Here is a 20,406-nt window from a genome sequence, read left to right on the forward strand (position 1 = left end):
TGGCTCTCTTTTTTTTGAGACATACCTATCAGGAGAGCTTTTTAGTTTGAAATGTCTGTGGACCGGCATATTTTAAAATGAATACTGCAGCCGGAAGGCAGGTCAGAACGGGACAGACCGCTGTTTTCTCATGTTAATTTCTTCATTTATGGAGGAAAGGATTCCATATTCACTCCTCGTCCTTTATACTAGATAAGTATGTCTTCTAATAGAAATGTAAATTTATCTTAAAGAGATTCTTTATAGATTATAATAATGTTGTGGTATGAAGGAGGAATTCCAAGTGAAAATAACTAAAGGTGAAATGATAGAAACACAAATTCATCGATTGGATGATAGGGGAGCGGGCCAGGCTGTTGTTTGGCGCGAGAATGAGAAGGGCCATATCGGGAAGCTGAAACTTACGATCCCCCGTACTCTTCCCGGCGAAAAGGTTAAAGTGAAAGTCGATGAGCCCCTAAAAAGGAGAAGAAAGGCAATTCCTGAAGAAATCATTGAATCGAACGCTGATAGGACGAATCCCCCATGTCCTCATTTTGAACGCTGCGGGGGCTGTGTTTGGCAGCATTGGAGTTATGAAGGCCAGTTAAGACATAAAACCGCTCACGTTAAAGAAGAGGTTGCTTCTCAAGGGTATGATCCAGCTCTTGTTCTGGATACAATCGGAATGGATAATCCATGGCAGTATCGAAACAAAATGGAATTTACATTTTCACCGGACGGTTCTCTTGGATTGCATGAACAAGGAAACTTCCGTAAGGTCATTTCGCTCGAAACATGCTTGATCGCAAGCGAAGAAATGGTCTCAGCGGCAATGGAAGTAGCGGACTGGGTAAGTGAGCATGGTTTGAAAGGATATGATAAAGACAGCCATGAAGGCCTGCTTCGCCATCTGATGGTAAGGCAGTCATTTGCCACTGGAGAAATCATGCTCGGCCTCTTTGCCACAGAATCACCTGAGGGCAGCCTGGAAGGTGCCGTTTCTGATCTGGTTAAACGGGTAGGAGAAAAATTCCCCAAAGTGAAAAGCTTGTTATGGCTTGAAAACAGAGATTGGGCAGATCGTACTCAATCAGAAAAAAGTCATACTTTGGCTGGACGCGACTTTATCTATGACGAAATGGATGGCTACCGGTTCCGCCTTTGGTTCGACACGTTTTTCCAAACGAATCCTGTGCAGGCCCAGAAACTCGTAGACTTGGCTGTCGAGATGGGAAAACCAAAGAAAACGGAAAAAATGATCGACCTTTTCTGTGGTGTAGGTACGTTCTCTCTGCCATTTGCAAGCAGAGTCGGAGAACTGGCAGGAATTGAGATTGTGGAAAGCTCAATACAATCAGCTAAACGGAATGCTGAAGATAATGGAATTACCAACACCACTTTCCTGGCAAAGGACGCAAGAAAGGGAATCGACGAAATCCTGGAGAGCTTCGGCAGACCTGAATTACTGCTGCTTGACCCTCCGAGATCAGGCGCAGGCGGTAAAGTCATGAGAAGAATTGGACGTTCTCAGCCGGAAAGGATTATCTATGTTTCATGCAACCCTTCCACTTTTGCGTTAGATATTAAAGAACTGGAGCAATTTGGATACAGTTTAGAAGTCGTTCAGCCTGTTGATTTGTTTCCTCATACCGTTCATGTTGAGTGTGTGGCAGAACTTATTCTCGAGAAGTAATAGTTGAACATAAAAGTGTAACGAGTGGTAAATCGCAGACCGAATCAAACAGCAAACTCAAATAACTTCAAAGTATATTTTAAAGTTGAAAAGGCTTAGAGATGCAACTATCTCTAAGCCTTTTTCAAAGGTAAAGAAAGAATCCAGATTCGCCCTTCTATTAAATTGCTCTATTTTTAAATATTTGAAATAATAATAAAAGGGGGAATAGTGTGCTGACCTATAGAACAATTGATTTGAAAATCGAAAAAGAGTGCTGGAATCTCGGAAATATTCTTTTGCAGTAAGCTTCGGGGAAGAGGGGCACTTTAATGAAAATGAGTACATGGAGTGGCTGCAAAGGTTTATAAAGATTTTTCCGGGTGGATTTTTAATGGTGGAAAAAGGCAATGAAACAATAGGTCAGATTGAATTATCAATTAGGGAGCAGGATTTACGGTCCATCGGATATGTTCACCTTTACTATTTAACTCATGGTTACAGACATAAAGGACTCGGGAAAAATGTTCATGAATACAGTCTCCGATTTTTCGCCCGGTATAATGTTAGTGAATATCAATTAAGAGTGTCGCCAACGAATGTCGCTGCGCTCAAATTTTACAGGGAAATCGGGATGCAGGAATCGGGACCAGAGATGAACGGTAAGGTTTTAAAAATGAGAGGCATAATTTGAGAGGTGTCACGTAATGAAATTTTATACAGCTTCCAGTTTTAAAAATATCGAATCAGTAAGATACGTGAACGAAGAGTTAAAACGGATTGGATATATACATACCTATGATTGGACTCAAAACGACCGCGCTTCTTCACAGGGAGATCTCGAGAGGATTGGAAGGGAAGAAAAAAGGGCCGTCATCGCATCTGACTTCATTATAGTCATCCTGCCTGCAGGAAAAGGAAGTCATATAGAAATGGGAATCGCCATTGGTCTGGAGAAGAAGATAATGCTTTATTCGCCTAATGAAGAAGTGAATGATAGGGCACTCACGAGTACTTTCTATCATTTGCCTGAAGTAGAAAAATGCTTTGGAAGTCTTGATGACCTGATAAGCAAGATAATAGAACTTGAAGGTGAATAAAACATTCCCTTTCCAGCTTTGGGACAGTATAGGGAGTCCGCTTGATAAAGAGGTTCACAAAACAAAACCTCTAATGAAATTAAAAGAGTAAGAATGAAAGATGCAGTTTGGTGGGGGAGGAGATCCTATCTCAACAGTGCAGCACCCAGAAGAGCTGCTATAAACTATTAATCTTAAGAAATATAAGAAAACCAGGCCGGAGCCCGGCCTGGTTTTCTCTGTATTAATGAATCTGGCGGTAAACTCCGATAACTTTACCAAGAATTGAAACATGGCGAAGTATAATAGGGTCCATCGAGGAGTTTTCTGGCTGCAGGCGGACAAAATCCTGTTCTTTAAAGAAGCGTTTAACCGTTGCTTCATCTTCTTCTGTCATCGCAACAACAATATCCCCATTATTTGCGGTCTGCTGCTGGCGGACAATAACGTAATCTCCATCCAGTATCCCTGCTTCTATCATACTGTCACCCATGATTTCCAGCATGAACACCTGTTCATCTGCTGGTGCAAGATGCTGAGGGAGCGGGAAGAATTCTTCTACATTTTCAATGGCTGTAATAGGTTGTCCTGCAGTTACTTTACCGATTAATGGAACATTGACAGCAGTTTGTCTGGGAATGCTGTCTTCTTCAAGATTCAGTACCTCGATTGCCCTTGGCTTAGTTGGATCTCTCCTGATCAGGCCCTTGCTTTCCAGCCTTGCCAGGTGACCATGAACAGTAGAGCTGGAGGCAAGTCCTACGGCTTCTCCAATCTCTCTTACGGATGGCGGATATCCTTTAGATTTGACTTCTTCTTTAATATATTGGAGGATATCCTGCTGCCTTTTTGATAATTTTGTCATTTTTCCACCTCAAAACCGATCTTTTGTTCCCATTATAGCATGTTAAAGAAGGTGATACAAACATAAGTTCGAATAATTGTTGACACCAAACGAATGTTCGTATTATAATCATATTAACGGAAAACGAACACACATTCGTACGGAGGTAATGTCATGCTTATATCTATTTGGAGAAATTATTCTTATGTTATCCTTCTTATGGGATTGGCTTTTGTGATGAGTTCCATTGCCCTCATTAAAGTTGGGGTGGGAGAAACCTATCAGGAAGTAACAGTCAAAGAAGGAGATTCACTTTGGACGATTGCCCAGGAGTTATCAGAAGAACATGATATGTCTACTCAGGCGATGGTAGAATGGGTCAGCCATAAAAACAATCTGGCAACGGACATAATTAAACCAGGAGAGTCACTGATCATTCCAGGAGGAGAGTCAATTCAACTTGAGAATGGAGATTATGAACTTGCAGGCGGTACAGAATAGGAGTTTGACTTATGAAAGCAGCAATTTATTGCAGAGTCAGTACAAAGAAGGATACACAGGAATCATCGCTGCAGCGGCAGGAAGAGGAACTTCTTAAGCTCGCTGCAAAATTCAATTTTGAAGTCACTCATATCATAAAGGATCAAGCCAGCGGTTATGAATTGGACAGAGAGGGCGTACTGGAATTGCTTGATCTCTTAAAGGCTGGAGAAATTGATGCTGTACTTATACAGGACGAAACAAGGATAGGGAGAGGAAATGCGAAAATTGCCCTCATCCATTGCATAGTGAAGGAAGGAGTGAAAATCTACAGTATTTCACACAGTGGGGAACTTCATCTTTCTGAATCAGATTCTATGGTCCTCCAAATCGTCAGCATGGTGGAAGAGCACCAGAGGAAGCTTCATAACCTGAAGATAAAGCGCGGAATGAAAAGAGCGGTCGAGAAAGGGTATGAACCCCATCGGAACTTAAAGAACAGGGGAAACGGAGAGGGGCGTGAACGGATAGAGGTCCCTGTCGAAGAGATTGTAAGACTTAGAAATAATAAGTTGACCTTTGCAGAGATAGCTGCCACTCTGAGAGGTTTTGGTTATAATATTTCCAAAGCCACGGTTCACCGGAGATACCAGGAGTATGTCCATCCTCCTGAAGAGGCCTGACACTTGTGTTTTTTCTCTATTTCTAGTAATATGTCGATATTCAATCGGCCTTTTCTGATTAGTTATAAGCCTTAAGGCGCTTTTAAAATAATCGACATTCACTAGGGAGGAGAACCAGGTTATGCTTTCAAAAGATAAAATGGCAAGAATCAACACTCTGGCCAAGAAAGCCAAGGGTAATGGTTTATCGGCAGCAGAAGCAAAAGAACAAACAAAGTTAAGGAAAGAGTATCTGGAGACATTCAGACTATCAATGCGTTCGACTATAGAGAATACTAGAATGTTCGACCCGGAAGGAAATGAAGTTACCCCTCAAAAGGTAAAAGATATTCAAAATAATAAGAAGCTTAATTAAAGCATGCATTTTTGCATGTTTTTTATTTTGTACTAAATGTGTCTTAATCAGGGTATGAGGATACTAATATGGCGCATTCTAAAGAAGTGGACATTAATGGTTTTAAGTGCAGGCCGGGATTGAAATAAAAACTTATGAAGAAAAGATTTCAAAGAAAAAATTCCGATTAATTAGTAAATCGAGAAAATTATTTCCGCAGCAAGAAAAGGCTTTCACCTCAACGAAGTAAGCGCTTTCTTTAAAGTGGTACAAATTCTGTTGACAAACAAATCGTTTGTATAAACGGGATAAGAATATTAATATTAACAAGTAATACACGAAAAAAGGAAGGATGTTGATTAATGTTTGATAAAACTGATCAATTAGCCGTAAATACTATAAGGACTCTTTCAATTGATGCCATTGAAAAGGCAAATTCAGGTCACCCAGGTATGCCGATGGGGGCTGCACCTATGGCTTATGCGCTATGGTCCAAATTCATGAACCATAACCCTAAAAATCCTGATTGGCATAATAGAGACAGATTTGTTCTTTCAGCAGGTCATGGCTCTATGTTGTTATATAGTTTGCTGCACTTGTCTGGTTATGATGTTTCGATGGAAGATCTGAAGCAGTTCAGACAGTGGGGAAGCAAGACTCCTGGACATCCTGAATATGGTCACACACCTGGTGTTGAAGCAACAACCGGTCCCCTTGGACAAGGGTTGGCAATGTCAGTAGGTATGGCAATGGCAGAACGCCATTTGGCATCTGTTTATAACCGTGACAATTTTAATATTGTTGACCATTATACATACAGCATTTGCGGTGACGGGGATCTTATGGAAGGAATATCTTCAGAAGCAGCATCACTGGCAGCCCACCTCAAACTAGGACGTCTGATTGTTATGTATGATTCTAACGATATTTCTCTTGATGGCGAATTGGACAGGTCGTTCTCTGAAGATGTCGAAGGCCGTTTTAAAGCATATGGCTGGCAATATGTGCGTGTAGAGGATGGCAATGATATAGAGGCAGTAGCAAAAGCGCTGGAAGAGGCAAAGAGTGATGAGAATCATCCTACTCTTATAGAAGTGAAGACTGTCATCGGTTACGGAGCACCAAATAAATCTGGTAAATCCGATGTTCACGGCGCCCCGCTTGGGGAAGACGAAATGAAGTTGACTAAAGACGCATACAAATGGACTTTCGATCAAGATTTCCATGTGCCTTCTGAAGTCCATGATCGTTTCAAAGAACAAATGGTTAATGCCGGAGAGAATAAAGAGAAGGAATGGAATGAGTTATTTTCTCAATATAAAGCCCAATATCCTGAACTTGCCGCCCAATTACTATCTGCAATGAATGGCGAGCTTCCTGAAGGCTGGGACAAAGAGGTTCCTGTTTATGAAGAAGGAAGCAGCCTTGCCAGCCGTGCTTCTTCAGGAGAAGTAATGAATAGCATTGCGAAGAATGTGCCTGCATTAATCGGCGGTTCGGCAGACCTTGCTGGATCTAATAAAACGATGATCAAAAACCAAAAGGATTTCACTCCTGAATCCTATGATGGACGAAATATCTGGTTTGGTGTACGTGAATTCGGCATGGGTGCTGCAATGAACGGTATGGCACTGCACGGGGGAGTAAAAGTCTTCGGGGGAACATTCTTTGTATTCTCTGACTACTTAAGACCGGCAATTCGACTTGCTGCCTTAATGGGGCTTCCGGTAACATATGTGTTCACTCATGATAGTATAGCTGTAGGTGAGGATGGACCTACGCATGAGCCAATTGAGCAACTTGCTTCTCTGCGGGCTATGCCTAACCTCTCCGTCATTCGACCAGCTGACGGAAATGAGACAGCTGCAGCTTGGCGCACAGCGTTGACATCAAAAAATAAGCCGACAGCCCTTGTGCTGACAAGACAAAACCTTCCTACTTTAAAAGGGACTGACGCCAAAGCGCAATCTGGTGTTGAAAAAGGTGCCTATGTTGTTTCACCTGCAGGCAAAGAACAGCCGGATGCACTTTTACTGGCTTCAGGTTCAGAAGTAAGTCTTGCAGTAGAGGCTCAAAGTAACCTGGCGAAAGATGGTATTGCTGTTTCGGTTATCAGCATGCCTTCATGGGATCGTTTCGAAGAGCAATCCAAAGAATATAAAGATTCCATCATTCCAAAGGCGGTTAAGAAGCGTCTTGCACTGGAAGTAGCCTCTCCTCTTGGATGGGACCGTTACACTGGTGATGAAGGTGATATCCTGGCAATCAATGGCTTCGGGGCTTCAGCACCTGGAGAAAGAATCATGGAAGAGTATGGCTTTACAGTGGAGAATGTCGTTTCCCGTGTGAAAGCATTGCTTGAAAGATAATTAAATTTCTTCACCTCCAAAAGCTGCTGGTTAACAGCAGCTTTTGGTATGTAGTAGTCCTAATTTTTTAATGTAGTTCGGTAAATTGGAAACACTTTCGACAAAACTAGTGCAAATTCTCAACAGCTTTCTACAATCTTAATTCTGATAGTTCTTTATACTATTTTAAAGGACAAGCTATGGGGAGGAAGAAAGATGAAATCCTACCGGCTCTATTGGATAGAAGATGAGATTGCTGATTATTTTTATGGCAGAGAACGCTCGTTTTATAATTTGTTTCTCGAAAGCAGTGTTGCTACGGGTAAACTGGAAAAGATATTAATGAAACAAATTCATTATATTACAAGGCCCATTCCATTTTTGCCTTTTACACGGTCTTTATCCCAGGCACTATCCGTGAAAAAAGAAAATATCCAGAATGATAATAAATACTATATAGAATCTTCCTGCGGAAAAAACAATGCAAGAATTAGAGTGCTTGATCAATTCGTCGAGGTTGAACTGCAAGGTCATAGTGACTGGGAGGCCTATGTATTTGAGTTGTTGAGAAAGCTTGATGGGCGGCTGCTGGCGATTGATCTCGAAAGGGGACAGTTCGGCTGGCTAAAGCCTATTAAAATGAGAAAGTACGTTTAAAAAGCAGGATGACATCTACAGTTTTCCGGCTAATCCAGGTACATACTATGGTTTTAACTCAATAATAGGAACCGTTTAGTCTCAATCTTATTGAAATCACTCTTTTGGATAAAGAAATTTAAATTAAAATATTGTATAATCTTTCTTGGTTTAGTACACTTTTATAAGGACAACATGAAGGAGGAAGTAGAACTATGTTTTGGCAATTTATTCTAGTCGGTGTTCTGGCTGCTTTAGCTGGGGTAGCGCTAGGATTTTTCATCGCTCGTAAATATATGATGAGCTACCTAAAGAAAAATCCACCAATTAATGAACAAATGCTAAGAATGATGATGATGCAAATGGGACAAAAACCTTCCCAAAAGAAAATCAATCAAATGATGAACGCAATGAACAAGCAGCAAGGCAAGTAACTGCTGGTCTTGACAAGTGTTCTTAGTTTATCAAACCGTTGATTAGAGCGTAAGGAAAAGAATGTCTGCCTAACTGCTCAATCATTCATCGTTAAAATAAAGAAGATCACTTATCCTTCAGTAGCAGGAAAAGTGATCTTTTTTGTTGCTTAATGCAGTGGGTAAGAATATAGTTTCATCTACCTGAGAGGTTCTCCCTGGGGGTATTCCACTTTTTAAAATGCGAAGGCGTGGAGTACAGATGTCCTCACAGCCGAGTTGAGCGGCAGGGTCTTAAATCCTTATTTTTCAGCAGCCGCAACTCTAGTGAATAGCAAGCAGGTTACATAGAGAGTAAAGCAAGATAAGGTCCCTTCGATTTAGGAAGTGTTAACATACTACAGAACAAGTTAAATGGTACGAATATACTTGGCTTGTAAGTAAATTTCTGAGCTTCTTACTTGATTTACTATACTAATTATTTCACTATTATTTAAAGGTGAAATAATTAGTGAATGGTCTGCACCTGTAATCTTTTTATGTTAAAATAGTGGTCGGAGGGAGACCTAAATGAAAAAACGTTTAATAGCAACAAGTGCGAGTATACTGATGATTCTTACAGGCTGTACTATTCCAGGGATGCCTGGAGAGTCGGAAAATGAAAATACAAACCTGGTCACACAGCAGAGCACTTCTGAAAATGAAACCAATGAATATTTAAGATATAACGTTAAGTCTTCAGCTTTTAGTAAAAACCGTGAACTCATTACTTATCAGATAAATAATCGTGTGGATATGAATGAAATTGAAACCGGCCTTATGAGTATTTCAGAAGAATACTTTCCTGCTGATGAGTATATTTATCAGGAAGGTCAGTATCTGGAGGAAATCAGAAGCTGGATACGCCGGGAGTCCAATGATGAACTGGGATTGAATCCTCCTATAGAAGTAACTGAAGACATGAATTGGGAAGAAGTAATGGAGATAAAAAAGAAAGTCCCATGTACCTGGGATACGTTCATGAACAAAATTATGTGGATAAAGAAGGAAACTTGAAAGGGATCTCCATCGGTCTTGCTATGAACTCCGTGGATTATATTACCGTTGATGATAATATGGGATTGAAACACTTTGACACCAAAGAAATCAGCGGCCTGGATAAACCTAGTGGAAAAATGGTTAGTGAAGGCAAGAAAATGGCGGAAACAATCATTAGCCGCATAAGACAAAATGAAAACCTGGCCAATGTTCCGGTTGTTATTTCTCTATATCAACTTGAGAAGAAAAACAGTGTTCTTCCTGGCTCTTACTTCAGTTATTCATACCTGGATGCTAATGATAAGTCGATCAAGAAATGGAGAGACACAGAAAAACAGGAGTACCTCTTCCCATCTGATGAGGCAGAAGAACATGACCGGGTGGTCTCTAATCGCTTTAAAGGCTTGGAGGAAGATATGAATTCGTTCTTCAAGGATCGGACCATTCAATTAGTGTCAAAGGGTACTTATATAGACACCGATATGCAAAAGATGGTCATCAATGTGAATACCGACATGACCAAATACGGAGAGATTGTGGGTCTTGTCCAAGCCTTCACTCCTGAGATTCAAGACTTCTTCCCTCATGAACCTGTTTATATTTATGTGAAGACACCAGAGGGAACAGCAGCTACCATTTTATTGGAACCTGAACAAGAACCATCAATCCATATCCATGATAGCGGCAGTTAAAAAACGTGCTTATTGGCACGTTTTTTTATGTTCTTGAAAACCCCTGACTATACCGCATGTTCCGAAGAACATAAATCTGCATTTAAATAATCACATTTCATGATAGGTTGACGTTTGTTTCCCTATTACTTCATTCCAGGAGAGATATGTCCTGTTAAGGATATAGACATGAACAACCCGTAAGTATAAAACCAGTTGTACCCGAAATAAGCGGAATATTTCCGGTTAAGCTGTGGAACAGCACATTATTGGGGGTATTTTAGCGGAAATTTTTCGCTTAAGCTCAGCAAAACTAACCATTATTGCATCCTTTAAGCCAATAAGGGAAGTTTTTCCGCTTATTTTCGCATTTTTGGTTGCGATTTCTAAAATAAACGGAATTTCTTCCCTTAGAAGGCTGACATGCCTATTATTAAATACCGATATCGCATTACTTACATAATGGCTCTTTTCTGAAAGATTGCTGCTTTTAAATAATCCATCTCCTCACCTTTTAAGTAAGAGGATTGGAGTGGAAGGCGTACGAGCTCCTGCGGGAATAGCGGGCGTCTAGTTCCAGCACCCAGCCCCTCGGGTTATTTGCTGGCGGAGCTGACCAGGGGGCTTTCACTTTTTATACAGGCAAAGCCGAGGAGGCTCACCGCACGTCCCACGGAGTCGTGCGCCTGGAGCGGAAATCCCTTACTATTAAAGCTTTAATAAATGGATGCAGCGAACGTCCTCTAAAGTAAAATACGATAATAACTGGCAAAATAAGAATTTATTTTATTTTATATTATTTAAAAATTTGCTAAAATTAAGAGTCGCAAAATAATTCTGGATTCGGGGGTTGCATCATGAAAGTCTTTCTTGATTTGATGTGGTTTTTTAAACAAGAAAAGAAATCTTATTTAACAGGCATAAGCGTCCTTTTGCTTGTTGCAGCACTTCAACTGGTACCGCCAAAGGTGATTGGCATAGTGGTCGACAGTATCAAACAAAATGACCTTACTCCTGGTGATTTGCTGCAGTGGGCAGGCGTATTGGCATTGGCCGCCATAAGTATGTACGGGTTGAGATTTGTATGGAGAATGATGATTTTTGGCTCAGCGGTTAAGTTGTCCAAATTGCTTCGAAACAAGCTTTATCATCATTTTACTAAGATGACGCCGTCCTTTTATCAAAAAAGGCGTGTGGGAGATTTGATGGCACATGCCACAAACGATTTACAGGCAATTCAAATGACAGCAGGCCAGGGAGTACTGACGTTTGTGGATTCGCTGGCAACAGGCGGGTTTGTCATCATTGCCATGGCAGCCACAATCAGCTGGAAATTGACACTGATTGCCTTGATTCCAATGCCCTTTATGGCGATATTGACCAACTATTACGGCACATTATTACATAAGAGATTTCATAAGGCTCAAGAGGCATTTTCCAATCTTAATGATAAAACACAGGAAAGCGTTTCTGGTATAAAAGTCATTAAGACCTTCGGACAGGAAAAAGAGGATATCGAGTCGTTCAGGGATCAATCGGAAGATGTGGTGCAAAAGAATATTTCCGTAGCCAAGGTTGATTCATTGTTTGACCCAACGATATCTATTATAGTCGGAATCTCCTTTTTCTTGTCTGTTGCTTTTGGTTCAAGATATGTTGTGGCAGGCGAAATGACGATAGGAGAACTTGTTTCATTCACAACCTATTTAGGTCTGTTGATATGGCCGATGCTTGCGTTCGGATGGCTGTTTAATATCGTAGAAAGAGGTCGTGCTTCTTATGACCGGGTGTCCGGCCTGCTGGCAGAAAAAGTGGAAATCGATGACAGTCCTTATGCATTGGATGTTAAACCTGAAGGGGATATTGAATTTGATATCAGCCAATTTATTTATTCTGGAGAAGAAGAGGCTGTCTTGGAAGATATTCACTTCGCTTTAAGACGAGGAGAAACTTTGGGGATCGTCGGTAAAACAGGTGCTGGAAAGACAACTCTGCTTAAGATTCTCATCAGGGAATTCGAAGGTTATGATGGAGAAGTTCGTTTTGGAGGACGTTCTATAAAGGACTATAAATTAGAGATGCTTAGAAACTCACTTGGTTATGTTCCTCAGGATCACTTTCTGTTTTCTGCAACAATAGCCGAAAACATAGCTTTTACTAATCCAAAGGCTGATGCAAAGACCATTGAAGATGCAGCTTCTTTGGCCCAAATCCATGAGGATATCAAAGGATTTACAGATGGGTATGGAACAGTGGTTGGTGAGCGCGGCGTTTCCTTGTCTGGCGGGCAGAAACAAAGGATCTCCATAGCGCGTGCTCTTTTGATGGAGCCGGAAGTCCTTATACTCGACGATTCTTTGTCTGCGGTTGATGCCAAGACGGAAGAGTCCATTCTTAAGGCGCTCAAGGAGAATCGTGAAGGAAAGACGACTATTATCACCGCACACCGGCTGAGTGCCATTCAACACGCAAATTTAATAATTGTCCTGGATAATGGAAGAATTACAGAAAAGGGTACACATGAAGAATTGATGAAGAATGAAGGCTGGTACAGGGAAATGTATTTACGTCAGCAATTAGAAGAATTAGTAGAGCATGGAGGATAATCTTATGGATAAAACAACAACCATGTCAGCAAAGGATCAGCGCCAGGTTTTAAAAAGATTACTAAGGTACACTGCACCGCATAAAAAATCAATATTCATTGCATTTTTTCTATTGGCTTTAACCACTATTGGTGATGTGCTCGGCCCATACCTTGTCAAAGTGTTTATCGATGACTATCTGACACCGCGGAATTTTCCATATGAACCACTGGTATGGCTGGCAGCGGGTTATATTGGCATTCAGATCGCCAATGTACTTATTTCATATTTCCAATTATTAAAGTTTCAGGAAATTGCTTTAAAGATCATTCAACAGCTGAGGGTCGATGTATTCTCAAAGGTGCAGGATCTAGGCATGAGATATTTTGATAAGACCCCGGCAGGAGGCATCGTGTCCAGAGTGACGAACGATACCGAAGCAATTAAAGATATGTTTGTCAGTGTTCTGGTAAGCTTCATTCAAGGAAGTTTTCTGTTTGTCGGGATATTCACGGCCATGTTCATCTTAAATGTAAAATTAGCCGTGTTCTGTTTAATTATTTTGCCAGTATTATTCATGATCATTAAGACTTATAGAAAATACAGTTCTATCTTTTACCACGATTTAAGGGAGAGATTGAGCCAGCTAAACGCGAAGTTGAGCGAGTCCTTGCAGGGCATGGCAATCATTCAGGTATTCAGGCAGGAAAGAAGGCTGAGAGATGAATTCGGTGATATAAATGAGAAACACTATAAAGCCGGTATGCGAAACATCAAGATTGATGGTCTTCTGCTTCGTCCGGCAATTGATTTAGTCTATATCTCTGCTTTGATACTGGTGCTGAGTTACTTCGGGATCTCTTCCTTTAGCAATCCTATCGAGATAGGGGTATTATATGCGTTTATCAACTACCTGGACCGTTTCTTTGAACCTGTAAATAATATTATGATGAGGCTGTCAATGTTTCAGCAGGCTATCGTAGCTTCTTCGCGTGTATTTACCCTCCTCGATGAATCAGAAGAGTCACCTGCTCAAGCCAAAGGGTCTACATGGAAGATAGCAGATGCAGAGATAGAGTTCAGGGACATCACCTTTTCATATGATGGGCAGAAAGATGTCTTGAAAAATATTTCTTTCACCGCCAAGCCTGGTGAAACGGTCGCGCTGGTCGGACATACTGGCAGCGGAAAAAGCTCAATCATCAATTTGTTGATGAGATTTTATGAATATGAAAGAGGCGATATCCTGATTGATGGCCAGTCCATAAAGGAATATCCAATGGATGAACTTAGAAATCGAATCGGCCTCGTTTTACAGGATCCATTTCTTTTTTATGGTACAGTGAAAGATAATATTAAACTGCATGCAAGTGATATGTCTGACGACGAAGTAGAAGCAGCAGCAGAGTTTGTTCAGGCTCATACATTTATTGAAAAGCTGCCTGATTCCTATTCTCACAAGGTGGTTGAGCGAGGGTCAACACTCTCCAGCGGGCAGAGGCAGTTGATCGCTTTTGCCAGGACCATTGCCACCAACCCCAAAATCCTGGTGCTGGATGAAGCGACTGCCAATATTGATACCGAAACGGAAGATGCAATCCAGCAGGCACTGGCAAAAATGAGAAAAGGACGTACAACCATCGCCATTGCCCATCGGCTGTCTACCATCCAAGATGCAGATTGTATCCTTGTCCTCCACCAAGGAGAAATCGTGGAGAGAGGAAATCATCAGGAGCTATTAACACAAAAAGGTTTGTATCATAAAATGTATCTATTGCAAAATGGCCTCGTTGAAGGAATTGAAGATGCTGTGAATTCGTGATTAAGAAAGATGACCGTTTAAATTATGCGGTTATCTTTCTTTTTTGTTTAGAAAAAGACACTGCAGTGTATAGGCTACTATAAGATAAAATTTGGAAAGGAGAATCGGAAGGATGAAAAAAGTATTTTATGGGATCGGAATAGCCGGGTTATTGCTTGCAGGATGCGGAACAGCGGAGGAAAGTACAGAGGCAGACCCCTCAGAAGCTCAGGCAGTGAAAGATACTCAGCAGGAAACTTATGAAACCGCTTCATCAGATGATTCAACAAATGGAAATACAGAAGATGGTCCGGAAATGACCAAAGAAAAAGCTGAGGAAGTTCTTAAGAAGTATGAGGAAACTTTTATGGAAGTAATCGAAAAAGGTCCCGAACTTGAGGAATATGAATCAAAAGATGAAATCATTCAACAATTTTCTATGATAATGACAGAAGGACAAGCAAAAAGTTTGGCAGATATCTATATTAAGAACTCTGATGGAGACTTATCCGTGGTGGCAACTGAAGCGCCGATTTGGCTCAAGTATGAACAAGAATACAGCGTACATGAGAGTTCTGAAGAAGAATATAGAGTCGTCCAGAATATCAGCAGCCAGTTGAGAGGTAACTTAGAAGTCACTTACGTTTTAGTGAAGGAGAATGGATCTTGGGTAGTTTCAAAGACAAAAACAGCCAACATTGAACAGGAGGAAAGTGATAACGGGGAAAAAGAAGAATTTAACCAGGACAGGAATGAAGTTAGAACTGAAGGCGATATGGACTTTAAATAATTTGAGGACACAAAAGGCAAAAGCGATGATTTCGCTTTTGCCTTTTTGGGTTGATTAGTATAGTTAGGTACGCTTGTACCCGATTACCATGCTTAAATATTGCAAAAGATTGTTGATTTAAGGACTGATTTTTTAATGAGCTGCATGTTTGGCAGCCAGCGATTTTGATATAGAAGAGGCTTTAATAAATTTTCGATTATAATGATTTAGCAGTGAGTCTAGTTCTTGACTGTACTTTATGGCGAGAGGTGAATTAAGGCCATTAACAGCTGCAATATCTATTAACTGGGCGCGTTTTTTTTCAATCCGATCTAGTAGCTCTTGTTTAGACATGACCTTAAGTCCTTTCTTGGTAGAGTCTAGTAAATGTTCTGCTAATACTAATAAATGTTACTAATACATAATAGTATAGCGAAAAGATACTTTTTTTGAAAGAATTATTCACATAATTTATGAAAAAAGTAAGTTATTGTAAAGGAAGAGGTAATTTAAAGCGCTTCATATCAGGCATCCTGCTATGTACACAAATTGTTCACAGGAGGAAAATGCCTATGCAGCATTGATGTCTGATACAATAAAAATAAAGAAACTTTTAGGAGTTGGGGTCACATGGGTGATATTAATATATTTTTAGCTTTCGGCGCTGGTTTTCTTAGCTTCATTTCGCCGTGCTGTCTGCCGCTCTACCCGGCATTCCTTTCCTATATAACCGGGATGTCTGTGAGTGATTTAAAGAATGAAAATGTTAAACTGCAAAAAAGAAGTCTGATACACACCGTTCTGTTTCTTATAGGATTTTCATCAATTTTTGTTGTGCTTGGATTCAGTTCTACCTATCTGGGAAGTTTCCTATTTCAATATGAAGATATCATCCGCCAGGCAGGTGCTATTTTCATTGTGATTTTTGGGTTGATGGTCATCGGAGTTTTCCAACCGCAATTTCTAATGAAAGACCGAAAATTCGAATTTAAGAATCGTCCTGCAGGATATATAGGTTCTGTCTTGATTGGAATGGCTTTTGCAGCCGGCTGGACTCCATGTACCGGTCCTATACTGGGTGCCGTCTTATCACTTATCGGAACTAATCCAGGATCAGGAATGATATACATGATTGCCTATGCTCTGGGCTTCTCAATTCCATTTCTGGTGTTGTCCTTCTTCGTGGGGAGAATGCAATGGATTAGAAAAATAATGCTAAAATCATGAAAATCGGCGGATATATTATGATACTTGTGGGGATTATGCTGTTCTTTGACTTGCTTACTGCAATTATCATCTTTTTTAGTAAAATCACTGGAGGTTTCACCGGCTTCTAATCAAGGCAAGGCCGGTTTAAAGGACAGCTGGCCTTATTTGTAAAGATTGAATTACGGGATTGAAATTACCAGATAAAGAGTGCTATATTTGAAGATGATAATAATCAGATAACTTAACTACTTAACAGTAATTCCACATCCATTGCTGGAACAAGGAGGAACACCTGTGGCAACAGTACTAATAGTGGACGATGCAAAGTTTATGCGCATGACGCTCGGGAATATGCTGAGAAACAGTGAGCATCGTATTATTGGCGAGGCTGAAACCGGAATGCAGGCAGTCGATAAGTTTCGGGAGCTTCGACCAGATATCGTAACAATGGATATCACGATGCCAGAAATGAGCGGCATAGAAGCTGTAAGACAAATTGTGGGAGAATATCCCGATGCCAAGATTATCATGTGCTCGGCCATGGGCCAGCAGAAGCTGGTTGTTGAAGCAATAGAAGCCGGAGCCAAAGATTTCATTGTAAAGCCTTTTGATGAGAGCCGTGTAGTTGAGGCAATCAATAGAGCAATAAATTAAAGGAAGTACCCCGCATCTTGAATGGATGGGGGGATTTTAATTTTCAAAACCTGGAGTTTATTGAATCAAGGAAGGACAAAGTTTAATATACGGGCACAAGGGTGCAGCAGTGCTCGCAAGTTGTTATTTGGTTTGATTTGCTTGAGAGGGCCAGTCCATTCTTTGCTAATAGGCTTTCAATGTCCGGCTAACGGTGTGTCTTGGGGAAGTATTCGAATAGAGGGGCTAATGCTGCTCTAAAGTCAAGCAGTGATATGCTTTGTTTGAGCCTGTTAAATGCCTACTTGCGCTTTTATTGTAATAGTCTATAATTAGTGTCGACACATGTAAATTTTAAAGAAGGATGATGAATATGTCCATGACGATTGCTTCATCCATTATTGCGATTGGTATGGGGTTTTTTGTGATCTTTATAAGAATGAAGGCACAAAAAAAGCCGGTGACAGCCAGAAAGATTATTCTGCCTCCCATTTTTATGAGTACAGGTGCACTAATGTTTATTATTCCGATGTTCAGGGTCACCCTGGCCGAAATGGTAGAAGCGTTGGTTGTCGGTATGATCTTTTCTATATTCCTCGTCAAAACATCACGTTTTGAAGTTCGTGATAATGATATTTATCTTAAACGTTCAAAAGCCTTTGCGTTCATTTTAATTGGTTTGCTGCTGGTCAGGATTGCAGCGAAACTTGTTTTAAGCAGCAGTATAGATTACGGGCAGCTTAGTGGCATGTTTTGGATTCTTGCCTTTGGTATGATTGTACCTTGGAGAGTGGCCATGTATATGCAGTACAAAAAACTTTTGGATGATAAAGATGAACTAACGACTAATACGATTTAAACAGGGGTGCTTCTCTTGTATCTGATAGTCATAAATATGAATTTTAATGGCTGATTTATTTGAAATTCATGTAAGACAGAAAGAATTTCCTTATTTGGTCAGTGGGAAACGTTAAAGAGTCAGGTGGGAATTGGCTTAAAAACTCAATTTGGATGACAACCCCCCAAGAAAAAACCGGCAGCTGCTTTTTCACAGCCTGCTGGTTTTTTCTTATATTTTTAATGGATTATCAGCTATATTACAAAGCCATTGATTACCCTAAATATATTAAATAGTTCTGAAGAGTGATTAATTCTTCTGATTGATAAAGGCAGGAGGAAAAATTATCTTTACAGTATAAATACTTCGAAGTAATATAACTTAGATAGTACTGTTCAAACGGTATCTGGAAACCGATAAGTGTTAATATGAAGGTGGATATACTTTAAACTGAAGCGACATTAAGGTTTAGTTGAAGTCATAGAAATTTATTGAGCTGGGAAGAAGTGACAGCCTACTGAAAAACAGCAATATATAATAACCTATTTTAATAGATTTGTAAGCAGAATCATTTATGCCGGCTTATCGGTGTGCATGGAGAATGATGTAGGAGATGGAAAATTTGAATGAAATCATTATTGCTGTAATATTGGGGATCATAGAAGGACTCACGGAATTTTTGCCTGTTTCATCTACTGGTCACTTGATCCTGGCCGGACATTTCCTGGATTTCACCGGGGAAAAGGAAAAGACATTCAGCATTTTTATCCAGTTGGGTGCCATCATGGCGGTTGTAGTTTATTACTGGAAGCGGGTATTGTCGATTTTAAGCTTCAATTTCAAGGAGGGGCTGAATGTCCTTCATATTCTTTTTGCAATGCTTCCTGCAGTGATAGTAGGGTTGCTGCTGCATGAGTATATTAAAGAGTACTTATTTTCGCCGCAGACCGTGATCATCGCTCTTGCAGCAGGCGGTGTTCTGCTGATATATGCAGAAAAGAAAAATCGAAATACAACTGCCCAAAACTTGGACGAACTCACCTACAACCAGGCTTTTCAAATTGGTTTATTTCAATGTCTTGCGTTATTTCCAGGGTTTTCAAGAGCAGGTGCCACTATCGCAGGTGGAATATTGACTGGTGCAAACCATAAGACAGCAGCTGAATTCTCTTTTTTAGTTGCCGTCCCCATGATGTTTGCCGCCAGCGGATTGGATTTAGTGAAAAGCTATGAAGTGATTTCGGCAGGGGATATCGATATGTTTCTTGCAGGTTTTATATCGGCTTTTATTGTTGCATTGGTCGCTATTATGTCTTTTTTGAAGCTGCTTTCCAAAGTGAGACTGACTCCATTTGCCTATTACCGTTTTGCGCTGGCAGCAGTGGCTGCTTTCTTCTTGCTGTAAAGTAAAGACTATTTTCGCATACATTGCTGCTTTCGGAAAAATCCCAAAAGCCGGATTTTTCCCTGGGTACTAAGGGTTTATACTCTAATCGGAGGGATCAGTTCTTTTCTTTTCATGTTAAATAGGTTATTCCGGGTAATTAAGGTTGGTTTTCGCGGAATTAAGTATTAAATCGTCACAAAGTTTACGAAAAGAGCCAAAATAAAAGGCTGGAACAGAAATTTCTGTTTCAGCCTTTTTGCTTTTTATATTTTTTATAGATAACGAGACCTGCGCCAAAAAAGATTAAATATAAAATAACGGGGATAATTAGAATAAAACTCATAGATTCAATTCCTTTCCATTTACCCTAAAAGAGATGCTCGTAAGGCGAAGCATCAATATTCATATCATCCAGTTTTTTTCTAAGGAATTTATGATCTCTTTTAGGGGTTGCCATGATATATCCACGTACTATCAGTTCCTGTGAAATGGACGTTGCCTCTTCTTTCATGGCAAGTTCCCCGATTTTACCAGCGATCTTTTGTTTCGCCACGTCTCGGAACAATTCGGGAACGGGAGATACCAGTTCATTTAGAATCTCGATCTCTTTAGGGCCCCATAGGGTGTACGTTTTATTAACATAATATTCTTCCCAATCGAGATCAGATCGTCCATCCTCTTTCGGCATTCGTTTCAAAAATTTCCTGAACATGAAGAAACCACCGATTGCAAACAATGAAATGAGGACGACTACCCAGAAAAGGATGAAGATTAAGAACCAGCCTTCTAATTGCATGCTTTTTCACCTCAAGATTCTGTAAAAGCCAATTATCGTCTTTCATTATAGACAAGGGAAGGGGCAGTGGCAAGGGGGGAGTTTAGAAAAAAGACGATTAACTTTGCGTTAACGAGTTAAATTGCGAAAAGGTACAGTCCCTTTCAACGCTTCGTCGTTTAAAAGTACGAAGAAGGACTGTCCCTCTTAGTGCTTTTAAGGACGAAAG

At 40.4% G+C, this 20,406-nt stretch carries 20 protein-coding genes and 1 pseudogene; 18 read left to right on the top strand and 3 right to left on the bottom strand.

Going from position 1 to position 20,406, the window contains the following annotated elements; genetic code table 11:
* The first annotated feature begins 304 nt into the window (after window positions 1–304).
* From rlmD to B9Z54_RS19355, 3 genes are all read left to right on the top strand, one after another.
* The gene (gene rlmD / locus B9Z54_RS19345) at window positions 305–1,675 is read left to right on the top strand and encodes a 23S rRNA (uracil(1939)-C(5))-methyltransferase RlmD (protein WP_481747809.1); all 1,371 of its coding nucleotides are present in this window, start codon (window positions 305–307) and stop codon (window positions 1,673–1,675) included.
* 253 nt (window positions 1,676–1,928) lie between these two features.
* Window positions 1,929–2,348: a GNAT family N-acetyltransferase gene (locus B9Z54_RS19350; RefSeq protein WP_240190013.1), complete on the top strand. Its 420-nt coding sequence runs from the start codon at window positions 1,929–1,931 to the stop codon at window positions 2,346–2,348.
* Window positions 2,349–2,361: 13 nt separating this feature from the next.
* The gene (locus B9Z54_RS19355) at window positions 2,362–2,754 is read left to right on the top strand and encodes a group-specific protein (RefSeq protein WP_113930011.1); all 393 of its coding nucleotides are present in this window, start codon (window positions 2,362–2,364) and stop codon (window positions 2,752–2,754) included.
* Window positions 2,755–2,977: 223 nt separating this feature from the next.
* On the opposite strand, the gene lexA is transcribed toward B9Z54_RS19355, so the two are convergent.
* Window positions 2,978–3,598, bottom strand: a complete 621-nt coding sequence (lexA, locus tag B9Z54_RS19360) for a transcriptional repressor LexA (protein WP_113930012.1) — start codon at window positions 3,596–3,598, stop codon at window positions 2,978–2,980.
* 153 nt (window positions 3,599–3,751) lie between these two features.
* Between lexA and yneA the strand changes: the two genes are divergently transcribed.
* The 11 genes from yneA (at window position 3,752) to B9Z54_RS19415 (ending at window position 15,356) form a co-directional block, all read left to right on the top strand.
* A complete protein-coding gene (gene yneA / locus B9Z54_RS19365; RefSeq protein WP_113930013.1) occupies window positions 3,752–4,078 on the top strand; it encodes a cell division suppressor protein YneA in 327 nt (108 codons plus the stop codon).
* An 11-nt stretch (window positions 4,079–4,089) separates the two neighbouring features.
* Window positions 4,090–4,740: a YneB family resolvase-like protein gene (locus tag B9Z54_RS19370; protein WP_113930014.1), complete on the top strand. Its 651-nt coding sequence runs from the start codon at window positions 4,090–4,092 to the stop codon at window positions 4,738–4,740.
* A gap of 121 nt (window positions 4,741–4,861) precedes the next feature.
* On the top strand, window positions 4,862–5,095 hold the full coding sequence (locus B9Z54_RS19375; protein ID WP_113930015.1) for a DUF896 domain-containing protein: 234 nt from the start codon (window positions 4,862–4,864) through the stop codon (window positions 5,093–5,095).
* A gap of 341 nt (window positions 5,096–5,436) precedes the next feature.
* Window positions 5,437–7,443, top strand: a complete 2,007-nt coding sequence (gene tkt, locus B9Z54_RS19380) for a transketolase (RefSeq protein WP_113930016.1) — start codon at window positions 5,437–5,439, stop codon at window positions 7,441–7,443.
* Between the two features lie 195 nt (window positions 7,444–7,638).
* Window positions 7,639–8,079 (top strand): sporulation inhibitor of replication protein SirA, encoded by a 441-nt coding sequence (sirA, locus tag B9Z54_RS19385; RefSeq protein ID WP_113930017.1) that lies wholly within the window; start codon window positions 7,639–7,641, stop codon window positions 8,077–8,079.
* Window positions 8,080–8,273: 194 nt separating this feature from the next.
* The gene (locus B9Z54_RS19390; protein WP_113930018.1) at window positions 8,274–8,492 is read left to right on the top strand and encodes a YneF family protein; all 219 of its coding nucleotides are present in this window, start codon (window positions 8,274–8,276) and stop codon (window positions 8,490–8,492) included.
* Between the two features lie 549 nt (window positions 8,493–9,041).
* Window positions 9,042–9,527, top strand: a complete 486-nt coding sequence (locus B9Z54_RS26255; RefSeq protein ID WP_113930019.1) for a CamS family sex pheromone protein — start codon at window positions 9,042–9,044, stop codon at window positions 9,525–9,527.
* Window positions 9,473–10,201 carry a CamS family sex pheromone protein gene (locus tag B9Z54_RS19400; RefSeq protein ID WP_113930020.1) on the top strand — a complete coding sequence of 243 codons (729 nt, stop codon included), beginning with the start codon at window positions 9,473–9,475 and terminating at the stop codon, window positions 10,199–10,201. Before B9Z54_RS26255 ends, B9Z54_RS19400 begins: the two co-directional genes overlap by 55 nt.
* Window positions 10,202–11,037: 836 nt before the next feature.
* Window positions 11,038–12,786, top strand: a complete 1,749-nt coding sequence (locus tag B9Z54_RS19405; RefSeq protein ID WP_113930021.1) for an ABC transporter transmembrane domain-containing protein — start codon at window positions 11,038–11,040, stop codon at window positions 12,784–12,786.
* 4 nt (window positions 12,787–12,790) lie between these two features.
* Window positions 12,791–14,587 (top strand): ABC transporter ATP-binding protein, encoded by a 1,797-nt coding sequence (locus B9Z54_RS19410; RefSeq protein WP_113930022.1) that lies wholly within the window; start codon window positions 12,791–12,793, stop codon window positions 14,585–14,587.
* Between the two features lie 112 nt (window positions 14,588–14,699).
* A complete protein-coding gene (locus tag B9Z54_RS19415) occupies window positions 14,700–15,356 on the top strand; it encodes a hypothetical protein (RefSeq protein ID WP_113930023.1) in 657 nt (218 codons plus the stop codon).
* A gap of 132 nt (window positions 15,357–15,488) precedes the next feature.
* On the opposite strand, the gene B9Z54_RS19420 is transcribed toward B9Z54_RS19415, so the two are convergent.
* Complete coding sequence (locus B9Z54_RS19420; RefSeq protein WP_113930024.1) at window positions 15,489–15,689, bottom strand: aspartyl-phosphate phosphatase Spo0E family protein; 201 nt, start codon at window positions 15,687–15,689, stop codon at window positions 15,489–15,491.
* Window positions 15,690–15,965: 276 nt separating this feature from the next.
* Here B9Z54_RS19420 and B9Z54_RS19425 point away from each other — a divergent pair.
* The 4 genes and pseudogenes from B9Z54_RS19425 to B9Z54_RS19440 all read left to right on the top strand — a co-directional run bounded on the left by B9Z54_RS19425 (window position 15,966) and on the right by B9Z54_RS19440 (window position 19,420).
* Window positions 15,966–16,672, top strand: a pseudogene (locus B9Z54_RS19425) (cytochrome c biogenesis CcdA family protein).
* A 166-nt stretch (window positions 16,673–16,838) separates the two neighbouring features.
* Window positions 16,839–17,198, top strand: a complete 360-nt coding sequence (locus B9Z54_RS19430) for a response regulator (RefSeq protein WP_113930025.1) — start codon at window positions 16,839–16,841, stop codon at window positions 17,196–17,198.
* Window positions 17,199–17,550: 352 nt separating this feature from the next.
* Window positions 17,551–18,036: a CcdC family protein gene (locus B9Z54_RS19435; protein WP_113930026.1), complete on the top strand. Its 486-nt coding sequence runs from the start codon at window positions 17,551–17,553 to the stop codon at window positions 18,034–18,036.
* Between the two features lie 601 nt (window positions 18,037–18,637).
* Window positions 18,638–19,420, top strand: a complete 783-nt coding sequence (locus tag B9Z54_RS19440) for an undecaprenyl-diphosphate phosphatase (RefSeq protein ID WP_113930027.1) — start codon at window positions 18,638–18,640, stop codon at window positions 19,418–19,420.
* 349 nt (window positions 19,421–19,769) lie between these two features.
* Here B9Z54_RS19440 and B9Z54_RS19445 read toward each other — a convergent pair whose 3' ends face one another.
* Complete coding sequence (locus tag B9Z54_RS19445) at window positions 19,770–20,198, bottom strand: DUF2621 domain-containing protein (protein ID WP_113930028.1); 429 nt, start codon at window positions 20,196–20,198, stop codon at window positions 19,770–19,772.
* Window positions 20,199–20,406: the final 208 nt, after the last annotated feature.

This window comes from Bacillus sp. P14.5, assembly GCF_003316765.1.
Classification (GTDB): Bacteria; Bacillota; Bacilli; order Bacillales; family Bacillaceae_B; genus Rossellomorea.

Bases quoted from the DNA above. Each gene is read 5' to 3' on its own strand.
- B9Z54_RS19355 (WP_113930011.1), top strand. From the start codon at position 2,362: ATGAAATTTTATACAGCTTCCAGTTTTAAAAATATCGAATCAGTAAGA.
- rlmD (WP_481747809.1), top strand. From the start codon at position 305: ATGATAGAAACACAAATTCATCGATTGGATGATAGGGGAGCGGGCCAG.
- tkt (WP_113930016.1), top strand. From the start codon at position 5,437: ATGTTTGATAAAACTGATCAATTAGCCGTAAATACTATAAGGACTCTT.
- B9Z54_RS19375 (WP_113930015.1), top strand. From the start codon at position 4,862: ATGCTTTCAAAAGATAAAATGGCAAGAATCAACACTCTGGCCAAGAAA.
- B9Z54_RS19420 (WP_113930024.1), bottom strand. From the start codon at position 15,689: ATGTCTAAACAAGAGCTACTAGATCGGATTGAAAAAAAACGCGCCCAG.
- B9Z54_RS19410 (WP_113930022.1), top strand. From the start codon at position 12,791: ATGGATAAAACAACAACCATGTCAGCAAAGGATCAGCGCCAGGTTTTA.
- B9Z54_RS19370 (WP_113930014.1), top strand. From the start codon at position 4,090: ATGAAAGCAGCAATTTATTGCAGAGTCAGTACAAAGAAGGATACACAG.
- sirA (WP_113930017.1), top strand. From the start codon at position 7,639: ATGAAATCCTACCGGCTCTATTGGATAGAAGATGAGATTGCTGATTAT.
- yneA (WP_113930013.1), top strand. From the start codon at position 3,752: ATGCTTATATCTATTTGGAGAAATTATTCTTATGTTATCCTTCTTATG.
- B9Z54_RS19435 (WP_113930026.1), top strand. From the start codon at position 17,551: ATGTCCATGACGATTGCTTCATCCATTATTGCGATTGGTATGGGGTTT.
- lexA (WP_113930012.1), bottom strand. From the start codon at position 3,598: ATGACAAAATTATCAAAAAGGCAGCAGGATATCCTCCAATATATTAAA.
- B9Z54_RS19405 (WP_113930021.1), top strand. From the start codon at position 11,038: ATGAAAGTCTTTCTTGATTTGATGTGGTTTTTTAAACAAGAAAAGAAA.
- B9Z54_RS19445 (WP_113930028.1), bottom strand. From the start codon at position 20,198: ATGCAATTAGAAGGCTGGTTCTTAATCTTCATCCTTTTCTGGGTAGTC.
- B9Z54_RS19390 (WP_113930018.1), top strand. From the start codon at position 8,274: ATGTTTTGGCAATTTATTCTAGTCGGTGTTCTGGCTGCTTTAGCTGGG.
- B9Z54_RS19415 (WP_113930023.1), top strand. From the start codon at position 14,700: ATGAAAAAAGTATTTTATGGGATCGGAATAGCCGGGTTATTGCTTGCA.
- B9Z54_RS19400 (WP_113930020.1), top strand. From the start codon at position 9,473: ATGTACCTGGGATACGTTCATGAACAAAATTATGTGGATAAAGAAGGA.
- B9Z54_RS26255 (WP_113930019.1), top strand. From the start codon at position 9,042: ATGAAAAAACGTTTAATAGCAACAAGTGCGAGTATACTGATGATTCTT.